Genomic DNA, 12,861 nt, shown 5'->3' with positions numbered 1-12,861 from the left:
ATTCTTATGAAAAATATAATAGCCATTTTCCTCCTATGGGCAGGCTTCGGGTTATCCGCTTTTTCCCAGCAAAAAATACTGAATATCCCGGCACTTCACCAACTCGTTGACGAATCGGAATCCGAAAACAAACTGCAGGTCAAAGCCAAGAACCAGCAGGGCCTGGCTACCGCCAATGAACAGGCGAACCTGAGCTTGCTGGAAAAAACGAAAGCGATGTACCGGACTTTGCAGCAACGGTACAATACGTTAGGAACTGCTATTAATATCGCGGAGATCGGCATCTACGCGTCACCGATGGTCGAGCGTATCGTGAGTAACCAGGCGCAGATCGTTCAGCTGGTGCAGAAAAATCCAGCCTTAATTGCGGTCGGTTATCAATCTGCTTTGCAATTTACTTCGCAGGCCCGAAGCCTTGTGGCCTATGTCACGGGACTTTCGCTTTCGCTTGGTGATGTAAACCAAATGAAGGCATCCGACCGCAAAATACTGTTCGATTATGTCATCTCTGAATTGAGTAATATCCAGGATCTGTCGGGAAATATGCTGGGCATGATGCAATATTCCAACCTTTCATCCCTGATAAGAGCGGCAAACCCCTTTCAGAATTTCATTGATGCCGATAAGGCTATTGCAGGTGACATTATTCAAAACGCCAAATATCTTAAACAATGAAAAAAAGAACTTTTGTGCTCCTTTTTGTTTTCGGCTTTTTCTTTTCGCCCTCCCTGATTGCGCAGCAATACGTGATCGACTACCAGCACCTCATCGCTGTGTCACAAAATGCCGCTGTCAGGAGCAGCGCCGAGCTGACCCATGACCAGTACCTGGGTAAGATCAATAACAATATCAGTGACCTCAATACGAATGTGGGTTCCGTGGTATTGGCACAGACCATGATCTACGAAGGCTTGTCCAATTTGAATTCTGCTTTAAAGGACGGGCTGGCCGTAAAAAACATGGCGGTCATTATCGCAGATATGACCGCTTATATCAACCAGGCATTGGCCATGGCCAGGAACGAGCCCTACCTGTTATTATTTGCCGAAAATATCGCGTCGGAAATGCGGCAGCGCTCACTGGCCCTGGTATCGGATGTCTCCGGCTATGTCCTCAAAGAGGGCAACAATGTTTTGGCCGACTATAATTCCCGGGACCAGCTGCTGCGCAAAGTGATCACGCAATTGCAAATACTGGACGGCTTAGCTTATGGCGCCTGGAAATCGATGTACTGGGCGAAAGAACGCGGCGTGATCGCTGCGCTAAATCCCTTCGCCAATTTTATCAGCCAGGATAACCGGATCGTTAATGAAACTATTCAAAACGCAAAATACCTGCGCCAATGACCATCACCCCGACAGTGTCGGATGGTCTCCTATACATTTAAAACAATCGATCATGAAAAACTTTTTGATACCACTGCCATTGATATGGTTCTCGCTGATCCAGCAATGTTTCAGTCAGACACCCGCGCAGGACAAAGCCGTCCGCTACCAGCAGGAACGTATGGTTTACCTGCAATGGGACAAAAACAAATTCGAACCGAAAGCCGGTTTTCTCAGCCTCAATCCCTATTACTGGCTCACCTGGGGTTTGTTTCATCCCAGTTACCATAAAAAAGACCTTCGGCCGCTGAGCGCGAACGGGCCGCAAACGCAGCGCCTGGCATTGGTTGGCATGATGAACGGTACGGATAATAAATATAAACTGCAATCTGATACCGTACGTAATACGGCATTATCCGAAATAGCCAACCAATCGGGCCTGGTCTCCGGGATCGACCCCCTGTGGCAGCTTTATTACAGCAAGGAACTGAGGCCGGTACTGGATCATTCGATGACCTCCATATTGGCCGGGCTTTCCCCGGAAGTCAGCGCGAAACTGGTTTCGGAGGGTTTATATAGCTGGTACAATGATGAACTGGATATGCTCAGGGAACGCCTTGATGCCGCGCATACCGCGACGATGGACAGGGGTTCACGGATCATGGCGTACCATCGCCTGCTGATGGAATACCGGAACCTCGCCGGTGTATGGGCGATCAGTACCTCCTCGGCACGAGCCACCATTGACATGACCGCCCGGCAGCAGAAATTAAGGGCCGGACAAGTGACGGTCAGCGATTGGACCCCACAAACGGATATCCAGATCGCCAGAGACGTTTTAAAGAACCTGCAATGAAAAAGAAACTCCTATTAGTCATACTGCTGTGTTTTTGTATCAGCTCCTTATTTGCCCAATCAGCACCCCCACCCGACAATGGCAAAACCTTACAGTTTCTACAGGGTGACGGTGTCTATGAAACAGGCGTCATGGTGTTTTTAAAAGGCCTTAAAGATTCGGTATGGACGCATTTCGGGATGTTTATTGGTGATGCGAAAGCGCTTGCCGCTATTTTCATGATCATTTTTTTCGCGATAAAGTCGTATGAAATGATGGTCGGCGATAAACAGCTGGAGATCATGCCCTTGCTGCGTCCCTTTGGTTTAGCCATGGTCATTCTCTGGTGGGGGGTATTCGTCAAAATGATCGCCTTTCCGACAGACATCGTTGCCAGCCAAACCGAGCAAATGTTTAACAGCCAGCAAACGATCGTCAATAACCTGCGCCTGAACCGTTCCAGCCTGATGCTCGCCGTCTCCAATTCCTTATACACCTACCAGGCGCAGGCTGAGGTGGCTGAGAAGGAAAGCGATACCTGGTACGGGCAGGCATGGGATTCGGTAACCAGTACCGTTAAGGAAGGCATCAGTACGGTAGTCTCACCCTTGCTGGAATTAAAAAACCGGCTGACCGTGGGCATGCAGCTACTCTTTACACAGCTGCTGGAACTATTAGGGATCTGGATTCTGCGCATTGCGGTTTACATAATCTTTATGATCCAGATCATCTATTCGACTATATTGATCATTCTTGGGCCATTCGCTGTTGCCACCAGTATTTTGCCGGCTTTCCGCGATAGTTTCAGCACCTGGATCGCACGCTTTATTTCGGTTAATCTCTACAGCGGTATTGCTTACCTCATCATGTACCTGTGCGGTTTGATGCAGGAATATGCTTTAAAATCCGAGATCAGCAAATACAAGGAACTCGTCGGCGAGAACGGAATGAGCGCCAATCTGGAAAAAATGGCCTGGTTTGCAGGTAATGGTGTCTTGTCATTTGGTACCGTCATCATCGTATTCCTGATCGGCGCGATCTGTATGTTCACCGTGCCCAGCATCTCGACCTGGATCATCTCCACTTCCGGTATCAGTTCGGCAACATCAACTTTTGGCAGAAGTGCCGGAACCATTACAAGCATGGCCCGGAAAGCCGCTGGAAGCTTCTTTTAAATCCTTTTTCTTTTCTTCTTTTTAATGTCAGGCTGACCCGCAGATGCGGGCCGGCCTTTTTATTTAATTGATAGTCATGATCATCAAAAATATTGAAGCAAAGGTCAGGCTGGCCACTTTTATAGCGGCAGGCAGTCTGCTGACCTCACTGGTCATTGTAGGCATGAATTGCCTGTATGCTTATAAACTGGTATCCAATGCGCAGAAAAATATATACATCCTGGATAATAACGTCCCCATACTGGCCAGGCAAACCGATGTACAGATCAACCGTCCCGCCGAGTACAGGGCCGATGTCGACCTTTTCCATTCGCTTTTTTTCTCGCTCACACCGGATGATAATTACATGGAATACCAGATGAAAAAAGCCATGTACCTGGTGGACGAATCAGGCATGCAGCAATATAATAACCTCAAGGAAAATGGTTTTTTTAATTCTATTCTTTCTTCCAGTTCTGTGTTAACGCTGCAAACCGATTCGATTTCGGTGGATGTGCCCAAACATTATTTCCGGTATTATGGAAAGCTGAAGATCGACCGGCGCAGCTCTACTGTCGTCCGTTCATTGATCACCGAAGGTTACCTGAAAGACATCCCGCGCAGTGATAATAACCCGCATGGCGTATTGATCTGTGGCTGGAAAACCCTTGAAAATAAAGACCTCCAAGATGTGGAAAAGAATACATTCTAACAGGGATCCCAGGGATACCCTGTACAGTGAATTGCAAAAGGAATTCGGGACTTATTTCGCTATTGCCGGAAATGCGATCAAAAGTTTGACCATAGCCTATCCAAAGTTCATTTTCGGCTGCATGGTAGTCCTGATGCTGGTTTCTCTGGTTTTGTCGTTTACGGTTTTCCGACACCCGGAGAAGGCTGCAGCAACAGTAGTTACCAAGGTCAGCCCGGTGGAGGATGGCTTCAGCCAGATCCTGCGGACCACCGGCAATATCCGTGAGACTATGCAGCTCAAACAGCTGGTAGACAGCCTGACCGCTAAAAAACAATTGTCAGGCCGGGACAGCATCCTGCTGGACAGCGCGCTCAGCCGCCTGGCGGAAATTCATCAATCATTAAAGTAAACACACTATGAAAATTGATTTTAAACAGCCCAAATATATGCTGCCGGTCATCCTGTTGCCGTTTTTGTGCCTGTTCTTTTATGCCTGGCAAAGCGGCTTTTCTTCCAAACCAAAGGAAACGGCCAAAGAAACGGTCGGCCTCAATAACTCGGTCGGGCAGGTTTCAGCCGACGTCCGGAAGAAACAACTCGCAGATAAGCTGGATGCCTACCGCAATACCTATAAGGAAGCGGATGGTTTAACCGCGGTAAATGTGATCCCGCGTGAGAACTCCAGCAATCCGGCGTACAATAATGACTATTCCGATCAGCAAAAGAAAAAGCTGGACTCCATCCGGCAGGTTATGAAACTTAAATTCGGAGCGGTTGAAATGCCGGTAGGTGGACGTATTCGGCCATCGGGTATAACACATGACCAACAGGTTGCAAATGCCGTTGAAGCCATGAGCCGCAGGCAGGCAAACACTGCCCGTCAGGTTGAACCGGCGCCGAAAGAGAAAGACCCCATGGATGTATTCCGGCAGCAGATGGCGATCATGGATAGTGTCAGTAAGCAAAATGATCCGGCCTATAAAGAGGAACTAAAGAAAAAAGAACTGGCCGACAAAGCAGCCAAACTCAAAGCAAGCCAGGTAAAACTGACGGTTGAAAAAGCAAATGCCCTATCCGGTGATTTCAATACCGTTCTACCCGAAAAGGAACCGGCTTTTATCAGCGCGGTGATCGACGAGAATGTCACAGGTTACGCGGGATCACGGTTGCGGCTGAAATTGCTGGAAGATATTAAGGCAGGCAATAACCTGGTCAAAAAGGGTACTTATATATTCGCCCAGGTCAGCGGCTTTTCAGAACAGCGCGTGACTTTATCCATTACCTCGATCTTATTTGAAGGAAAGATCCTGCCGGTTAAACTCGACGTTTACGATATGGACGGCTTACCCGGCCTGTATGTACCCTCATCCGCGTTCCGGGATTTTACCAAAGACCTGGGTAGCAACTCGGTCCAAGGCGTTACGATCGACGGAAGTTCCGGCAACAGCCAGTTTATCATGAGCTCGCTCGACAAAGTTTTTCAGTCCACATCTTCTGCCATTGCTTCGCTCATCCGAAAAAACAAGGCAAAGCTTAAATATAACTCCTACCTCTACTTAATTGACACGGACGCGTTGCAAAACGCCCAAAAACGCGAAAGCCTCTTGAGTACAGCTGAAATGCAGTAATCACACGAAAAAAGCTATTAATATGAAAACGATCTTTTTCTTTTTACTGGTGCTTTGCGCCCCTACGCTCTATGCCCAAAAACCATTGCCGGTGGTTTACCTCCCGGACAACCTGACCATACACTTTATTTCTCCCGAGCCGATCCGGTACGTGGATATTTCTACGAAGGAACTGGCCGGTGACCTGCCCTTAAAAAACGTATTACGCTTGAAATTGCGTGATTCGCTCCAGTACTTCAAGGGATCGGTCGTAACCATTGCCGGTGAAAAGTTTATTGCGCAATACCGGCTGCTGCCGGGTTACCCCGGTGTCCCTACCGAGATCAGCATCGTCCCGGCGGATATGAACCCCCTGGATATTTCCGGCGTTGGACTTTCACAAAATCAGTTGAAGGCCCTGGCACTCAGTTTGATCGCCAAAAAGCCGGAGCAGCGCATGGAAAAAGTAAAGGCATTCGGCATTGAAGGGCGGTTAAATCACGTCTACACGGTCGGAGATTATATTTTCCTGGATATCGGCTACCACAATAAAACCAATCTGAAATACGATATCGCCGATCTCCGGTTCCGGATAGATGATAAAAAGGTAACCAAAGCCGCCAACAACCAATCCGTGGAGATCAGGCCCGAGTTTGTCCTGTTTGATTCGCCGGCTTTTTCCCGGAACTACCGGAACATCTTTGTCTTTAAAAAGATGTCTTTTCCGGGTAATAAAGTATTGCACACGGAACTCAGCGAAAAGCAGCTGTCAGGGCGGATCGTAACGCTGACGATCTCCTACCAGGATATCCTTGATGCGGATATCCTGCCGAATTAACGCTCAACCCAATTTTATGACTGATTCCATAGCCTACGATTACGTAAAGCTGGTGTTGGAGGAGGAATTCATCAGGGCCTATCTCCGCTTTTCCAACCATGGGATTCTCCACTACGAGCTTACCAATATCCTCGAACTCTGTGCGCCTTTAATCAAAGGCCTGGACGAGGACGACCGCTTCTTAAAATACGAAGTGATCGGCACCATAGCAGATTATTTACAGGAGGTGTGATATGGCTTTCAATCCCGTAAGGAAGATGGCAGATAATATCGCGGCCATCCGGATCGCCCTGGACTTTAATGGCCGGCAGCTTTCTGATGCGGACCTGCAAACGCTGAAAAAATACGCGGGATTCGGCGGGCTCAAGGCCGTCCTGTTCCCGCCCGGGGAACTATCCGCCTGGGAAAAGTTCGGTGCCTCCAAAACCGACCTTAAACTATACCCGCAGGTCATGGAACTGCACGAACTGCTGCAGAAAAAACTGACCGCCAAAGAATATAAAGCGGCCATTGATGCTTTAAAAAGCAGTTCGCAGACGGCCTATTATACGCCGGATTTTATTCCGAGGGCGATCTATACCGCTATGCTGCAATGCAATATCCTGCCTAAACACCTGTATGAGCCAAGCGCCGGGGCAGGTGTTTTTATTGAAGAGGCCTTGCTGACTTTCGCCGGACTGGCGCAGGTGACGGCGGTGGAAAAGGACATCCTCACCGGGAAGGTCCTGACCGCGATCTGTTCGGCATACGACACGCCGATCAATGTGCAGATCAAAAAGCTGGAGGAAACCGCCGCAACCGAAAAAGGGCAATCGGACCTGGTGATCAGCAATATTCCTTTTGGAAAGATCGCCGTTCATGATCCTGCCTACAACAAAAGCGGCATCTCCGCCAAGGTGCATACCTATTTCTTTGCCAAAGGGCTGGATAAGATCAACGACGGCGGCATCCTGGCCTATATCGTTACCGATGCCTTCCTGAACAATCCTTCCAATGCCACCGCGCGGAAGTACCTGTTTACCACCGCTGACCTGCTGACCGTAGCCGTATTACCCGCCAACCTGATGAAGGAGAACGCCAACGTCGAAGTGGGTATGCACCTGATCCTGGTTCAGAAAAACGATACCAAGGAAACCCTGACCGAAGCAGAAAGCATGTTGCTGGATACCGTGGAAATCGAAAACTCATTTGGTAAATACCACATTAATGCCTGGCTAGCCGATAAAAATGAACTGGTTTACGCGGATGAGATCATCGAAGGCACCAATGCCCGGGGAAAGCCCTCCAGGATTGCCTGGCAAAACGGCGAGATGCTGGATATTATTCCCATACTCAGGGAGCAACTGGTCGCCGGTTTTCGAAACTTCAATTATGCGAAATGGGAAGCTATCTCTTTCGACAAAAAGGAAGGTCAACTCAGGCAGTTCACTTTTCTACCCGTACCGGAAAAAGAGAAAGCGACGGGAAGGCCCGCTTTAAATTTCGGCCAGTTGGGCTTATTTGATGCCCCGGTGCAACCGGAATCGGATGATAAGGCACAGGCCTACCTGGATGATCTCGATCAGCAATTTGTTGAAGCGGAAACAGCACGGGTGGTCAGCATTATCCGCACAACCCAGCGTCCATTGCATGACAGCATTGTGTTACTAACCGCCCGCGCCAAAGCGAATAACAGGTTTAATTACAAGCTTTATAGCAACCTCTCCGAGTTATCTTTCCCCGGCAAATGGATGACAGGCGTAGCCCTTGGGCAGGAACTGGATGCCCTGTCCGTTAAGCTAAAACAATATGGCCATGATTACCGCTATGAAGGCGACAGTACCTTAGAGGCTGCCTTCAGATTGGTAGCCGACCGGCCAAAAGCATTTACGGATATCAAACCGTTCTACGAAAAAGATACGCTGGTCATTTTTGAAGGCAAGGCCGGCCTGATTGGCGAGCCGCATAACTTTGAGGCCAAATTCGATCCCCTTGACCCGCAGCCGGACCTGGCTTTTTTCGAAGACTACCTGACCCTACGGGACATTTACCTGGAACTATCCGGGTATGAAAATGAGCATGCGATCCAGTTCCCCGAACTGCGCCAGTCACTGAATTTTTATTACGAAGCATTTGTCAGTAAATACGGGGAGCTCAACCAAACTGAAAACCGTAACCGGATCCTCCAGGATGTGGCTTTAGGCTTTAAAGTCCTTTCCTCACTGGAGATCAGGGAGCAGGAAAACTTTGTTCGGTCGGACATTTTTTACGGGCCGCTTTTTCAGCAAAAGGAAATGCTGAAAACAGACGATCCGTTAGAAGCGCTGGCCCGCTGCCTGAATGATACCGGGCGGGTAGATCTTTCCATCATTGCGCAGGTTACCGGCTTAACCGAAGACGAGATCATCATCCAATTGGATAAGCAGATCCTGTTGAACCCGCAATCCCTTGGCTGGGAAACGACCGACAACTATTTGTCCGGCAACGTTGTAGAAAAGTTAAAGGTCGCGGAAAAGCTTGCCGGGGATGAGCCAAACAACCTCCAATTCGCCAGGAGCCTTAGCGCGATCCGCCGTGTACAGCCGGAAAGGATACCATTTGAAAGGCTGGACTTCAACCTCGGTGAGCGCTGGGTGCCGCTCGAATACTACGAGCGGTTCGCTACGGACCTTTTTAAGTTGGATACAAAGATCAGTTACCTGCTCTCTGTAGACGACTACAAGGTCAGCTATGCAAAAAAAGGCAATACCATTACCAACGAGGAGTTTTCGGTCACCCCAAAAGAAAGCAATAAGGTTACGGGACGTACCTTGCTGGAATACGCCCTGCTGAATACCAGTCCACATTTTACTTACCCGGTGGAGCAGTACGGAAAGGTTGTCAGGGTGCCCGACACCGAAGCGATCCAGAATGCACACCGCAAGATCGATAACATCCGGACGCGGTACCTGCTCTGGCTGATGGAACTGCCCAACGAGGAAAAGCAGTATCTCGAAAAGTTATACAATGACACCTATAACTGTTATGCCTTACGCGAATTTGACGGCAGCCACCTTTCGCTGCCGGGGTTTGATTTCAAGGCGTTAAAGATCAGCGATCTCTATCCTTCACAGCGGAATGCTGCCTGGCGAGTCATCCAAAATAATGGCGGTTTGATCGACCACGAGGTGGGCCTGGGCAAGACCCTGACGATGATCATCGCCGCCATGGAAATGAAAAGGCTGGGCATCGTGCACAAGCCCCTGATCCTGGCCCTGAAAGCCAACGTGCAGCAGATCACCGACACCTTCCGGCTGGCTTATCCCAAAGCGAAGCTGCTGGCGCCCGGTGAAAACGATTTTGAACCGGCTAAGCGCAAACGGATCTTCCACGAGATCAAAAACAATAACTGGGACTGTATCATCCTGACGCATGACCAGTTTGGTAAAATTCCACAGGCACCGGAAATTCAACGCCAGATCCTCGAAATTGAGCTGGGTAATACTGAACTGGACCTGCTGACCATTCAGAACGCCGGGGAGGAGATCAGCCGCGAGATGCTCAAAGGTTTGGAAATACGCAAGGAAAACCTGGAAGCCAAGCTCAAAGGCGTGATCGAGGCGATAGAACAACGCAAAGACACCGGGATAAATTTCCGCGAGATGAACATTGATCATTTGTTCATCGACGAATCGCATAAATTTAAGAACCTTACTTTCACCACCCGGCACACCAAGGTCGCGGGTTTGGGAAATATCGCGGGAAGCCAGAAAGCGCTCAATATGCTTTTTGCTATCCGCACCTTACAGGACCGCTATGATACCGACCTGTGCGCGACCTTTCTTTCCGGCACGCCGATCTCCAATAGCCTGACGGAGATGTACCTGATCTTTAAGTACCTCCGGCCGCGCGAACTGGAGCGGCAGCGCATTTCCAACTTTGATGCCTGGGCCGCGGTCTATGCGCGAAAAACGGTTGATTTTGAATTTACGGTAACGAACGAGATACGGGCAAAGGAGCGCTTTCGCCACTTTATCAAAGTGCCGGAACTCGCGCTGTTTTATAACCAGATCACCGATTACAAAACAGCGAATCATATCAACCTGGACAAGCCGGAGATCGATGAAACGCTCGTTAACATTAAGCCAACCCCTGACCAGCAGGAATTTATTAAACGGCTGATGGGGTTTGCCAGGACCGGGGATGCAACACTGATCGGCAGGCGTCCGCTGACCAGGGATGAGGACAAAGGCCGCATGCTGATCGCTACCAATTACGCAAAGAAAATGGCCGTAGATATGCGGCTGGTCAACCCGGAGCAATACGGCGACCATCCCGGCAATAAGGTCAACGTGTGTGCACGAAATGTGGCTGAGATCTATCACGAAAGTACGCCGCATAAAGGTACGCAGATCATTTTCAGCGATATCGGCACACCAAAAACCGGTGAGTTTAATGTCTATGATGCACTGCGGGATAAACTGGTCGCTGATTTTAATATCCCGGCAAACCAGATCACCTTTATACATAACTGGGCAACGGACAAACAGCGTAAAGAACTGTTTAAAAAAATGAATGCCGGCGAGATCCGCATCCTGATCGGCAGCACCGAAAAAGCGGGAACCGGGTTAAATGTGCAGGAGCGCATTGTCGCCATGCATCACCTGGACATTCCCTGGAAACCGTCGGAACTCGAGCAGCGGGACGGCCGCGGCGCCAGGCAAGGCAACTGGCTGACCAAGAAATTTTACGGCAACAAGGTCAGGAACTTTATTTACGCCGTAGAGCAGTCCCTGGATAATTACAAATTCAACCTGCTCAAAAACAAACAGATCTTCATCAGCCAGATGAAAAACAATGAACTCTCCGTCCGGACACTCGACGAGGGTGCCATAGATGAGCAAAGCGGCATGAGCTTTTCCGAATATATCGCGATCCTGTCCGGCGATACTTCTTTGCTGGAAAAGACCCGCCTGGAAAAAAAGGTGGCCGAACTGGAAGGTTATAAGGGCGCGCACTTTAAGGAGGTGTCCAGGAGCCGCTACCTGTTGGAGGACCTGGAAAAGAAAAGCCGGGAAACCGGCCAAACGCTGGAAATGGTGCGCAAGGATGAGCAGGCTTATAAAACTGTGCTGAAGTATGATGCTGACGGCGCGAAACTTAACCCCTTAAAGCTTGCTGATTCCGTGCAGCCGGAAGCCATTGCCATCGGCAACCATTTCATCGGGCTCTATAAAAACTGGCAGCCTGCTGACCCCGCGAAACCTGAACAGCATTTAGGTGAACTCTATGGCTTTGACCTTTTTATCAGGCGTAAGCTACAAACCGTAGAATCCGGTTTTACCAGCCGGATCGAACAGGTCACCTCGCTCTACGCGGAAAGCCGTGCCACGGGTATCAAATACCTGCAGAACGGCGGTGCGCCTAATATCGATAATCCCAAACTGGCGGCGCGGTATTTCCTGGAGGCGATCAACCGTGTCGTTGGCATGGCGGAACGTTATGAAAAGGAACTGGCCGATACCAACCGGCAGATCCCGGAAGTCCGGGAACTCACCCAGCGCCCCTTTGACCAGGAATATGAACTGGCCTCCCTGAAAAAGGAATTGGCGAAGCTGGAAATGGAGATCAGCAACAGGATTGCTGAAAAAGATAAGGAGGCGCAGGCACAGCAGGCCCTCGATATGGATCCCGCACAACAGGAAGAGGTTATTGAACAGGATGCCGGGTACAGCCCCGGTATATTGAAACGCTAATCAAATTTCTTTAAATGGAAAATTCAAATGTATATGAGGGGCCTTTCCCGGTAGTCGAATTGGAGGGAACCTCATTTTATGTCAACGGCTACCTGATGGCGCTGGTGCAGGTCGATAATGCTGAAAATCAGATCGGCCTTTTCGATATGTTTTGCCTGGAAGATCATTATGAATTATGGTATGACAGGAAAACGAAACAGGTTTATGACGGCTCTTTGGTTGGGGAGATCCCCGAGCAGGTCAAGCTGTTTTGGTTTTACCCCTTTGATGCCCTGGATCCGGCGGGCAGAAATAAAAGGCTGGATGAAATACGTCCCGGCTGGCGCCAGGACTTTCCGACGGATCTGCCGGTCATCCGGATCGCAGGTAAAGATTTCTTTGTTGATGAAAGACGGAACGCGTTTCGGGATACGGAAAATTGCTGGAACAGGATCAGCTTTGCCGACGTGTTCAAACGCGATGGTAAAACGGGCATTTATATCGATACGCAGGTGACCCAGGTACCCTTCCTGCATGAACTCAACCCATACGATCTACCGGACAAATTGCCGGAACATATCGTTTTTGCCGAAGTACCGGACGGTCACCACCTGGCTTTTCTGCTGAATGAACATCACCTGCGGCAGCAGGAACAGGCAGGTACGGATAACAGGGATCAGCGGCGTATTGTTCGCTGACGTCGGTTCCTGCTCAA

At 49.5% G+C, this 12,861-nt stretch carries 11 protein-coding genes; all 11 read left to right on the top strand.

The genetic code is table 11. The features are described 5' to 3' along the window. Positions 1–6 precede the first annotated feature (6 nt). The 11 genes from PQ469_RS24505 to PQ469_RS24455 all read left to right on the top strand — a co-directional run bounded on the left by PQ469_RS24505 (position 7) and on the right by PQ469_RS24455 (position 12,844). Positions 7–675, top strand: coding sequence for a hypothetical protein (locus tag PQ469_RS24505; protein ID WP_274210006.1), 669 nt, complete (start codon positions 7–9; stop codon positions 673–675). Beyond that, on the top strand, positions 672–1,346 hold the full coding sequence (locus PQ469_RS24500; protein WP_274210005.1) for a hypothetical protein: 675 nt from the start codon (positions 672–674) through the stop codon (positions 1,344–1,346). Before PQ469_RS24505 ends, PQ469_RS24500 begins: the two co-directional genes overlap by 4 nt. After that, entirely contained in the window at positions 1,309–2,181 is an 873-nt protein-coding gene (locus PQ469_RS24495; RefSeq protein WP_274210004.1) for a hypothetical protein, read from the top strand. The genes PQ469_RS24500 and PQ469_RS24495 overlap by 38 nt, the downstream gene beginning before the upstream one ends. Next, the gene (locus PQ469_RS24490) at positions 2,178–3,335 is read left to right on the top strand and encodes a TraJ family protein (protein WP_274210003.1); all 1,158 of its coding nucleotides are present in this window, start codon (positions 2,178–2,180) and stop codon (positions 3,333–3,335) included. The genes PQ469_RS24495 and PQ469_RS24490 overlap by 4 nt, the downstream gene beginning before the upstream one ends. A 76-nt stretch (positions 3,336–3,411) precedes the next feature. Next, on the top strand, positions 3,412–4,026 hold the full coding sequence (gene traK, locus PQ469_RS24485) for a conjugative transposon protein TraK (protein WP_274210002.1): 615 nt from the start codon (positions 3,412–3,414) through the stop codon (positions 4,024–4,026). Between the two features lie 31 nt (positions 4,027–4,057). Beyond that, a complete protein-coding gene (locus PQ469_RS24480) occupies positions 4,058–4,417 on the top strand; it encodes a hypothetical protein (protein ID WP_274210001.1) in 360 nt (119 codons plus the stop codon). A gap of 7 nt (positions 4,418–4,424) precedes the next feature. Then, positions 4,425–5,636: a conjugative transposon protein TraM gene (gene traM / locus PQ469_RS24475; protein ID WP_274210000.1), complete on the top strand. Its 1,212-nt coding sequence runs from the start codon at positions 4,425–4,427 to the stop codon at positions 5,634–5,636. A gap of 22 nt (positions 5,637–5,658) precedes the next feature. Then, positions 5,659–6,453, top strand: a complete 795-nt coding sequence (locus PQ469_RS24470; protein WP_274209999.1) for a DUF4138 domain-containing protein — start codon at positions 5,659–5,661, stop codon at positions 6,451–6,453. Beyond that, positions 6,431–6,685 carry a hypothetical protein gene (locus PQ469_RS24465; RefSeq protein ID WP_274209998.1) on the top strand — a complete coding sequence of 85 codons (255 nt, stop codon included), beginning with the start codon at positions 6,431–6,433 and terminating at the stop codon, positions 6,683–6,685. The genes PQ469_RS24470 and PQ469_RS24465 overlap by 23 nt, the downstream gene beginning before the upstream one ends. Positions 6,686–6,710: 25 nt before the next feature. Then, a complete protein-coding gene (locus PQ469_RS24460; protein WP_274209997.1) occupies positions 6,711–12,167 on the top strand; it encodes a helicase-related protein in 5,457 nt (1,818 codons plus the stop codon). Positions 12,168–12,181: 14 nt separating this feature from the next. Continuing rightward, positions 12,182–12,844, top strand: a complete 663-nt coding sequence (locus tag PQ469_RS24455; protein ID WP_274209996.1) for a hypothetical protein — start codon at positions 12,182–12,184, stop codon at positions 12,842–12,844. Positions 12,845–12,861 lie beyond the last annotated feature (17 nt).

Source organism: Mucilaginibacter sp. KACC 22773, from assembly GCF_028736215.1.
Taxonomy (GTDB): Bacteria; Bacteroidota; Bacteroidia; order Sphingobacteriales; family Sphingobacteriaceae; genus Mucilaginibacter.
This window is presented reverse-complemented; position numbering and strand designations above follow the sequence as displayed.

What these genes read in the sequence shown, in the direction of transcription:
- PQ469_RS24455 (WP_274209996.1), top strand. Translation starts at nt 12,182, where the DNA reads ATGGAAAATTCAAATGTATATGAGGGGCCTTTCCCGGTAGTCGAATTG.
- traM (WP_274210000.1), top strand. Translation starts at nt 4,425, where the DNA reads ATGAAAATTGATTTTAAACAGCCCAAATATATGCTGCCGGTCATCCTG.
- PQ469_RS24470 (WP_274209999.1), top strand. Translation starts at nt 5,659, where the DNA reads ATGAAAACGATCTTTTTCTTTTTACTGGTGCTTTGCGCCCCTACGCTC.
- traK (WP_274210002.1), top strand. Translation starts at nt 3,412, where the DNA reads ATGATCATCAAAAATATTGAAGCAAAGGTCAGGCTGGCCACTTTTATA.
- PQ469_RS24490 (WP_274210003.1), top strand. Translation starts at nt 2,178, where the DNA reads ATGAAAAAGAAACTCCTATTAGTCATACTGCTGTGTTTTTGTATCAGC.
- PQ469_RS24495 (WP_274210004.1), top strand. Translation starts at nt 1,309, where the DNA reads ATGAAACTATTCAAAACGCAAAATACCTGCGCCAATGACCATCACCCC.
- PQ469_RS24505 (WP_274210006.1), top strand. Translation starts at nt 7, where the DNA reads ATGAAAAATATAATAGCCATTTTCCTCCTATGGGCAGGCTTCGGGTTA.
- PQ469_RS24465 (WP_274209998.1), top strand. Translation starts at nt 6,431, where the DNA reads ATGCGGATATCCTGCCGAATTAACGCTCAACCCAATTTTATGACTGAT.
- PQ469_RS24500 (WP_274210005.1), top strand. Translation starts at nt 672, where the DNA reads ATGAAAAAAAGAACTTTTGTGCTCCTTTTTGTTTTCGGCTTTTTCTTT.
- PQ469_RS24460 (WP_274209997.1), top strand. Translation starts at nt 6,711, where the DNA reads ATGGCAGATAATATCGCGGCCATCCGGATCGCCCTGGACTTTAATGGC.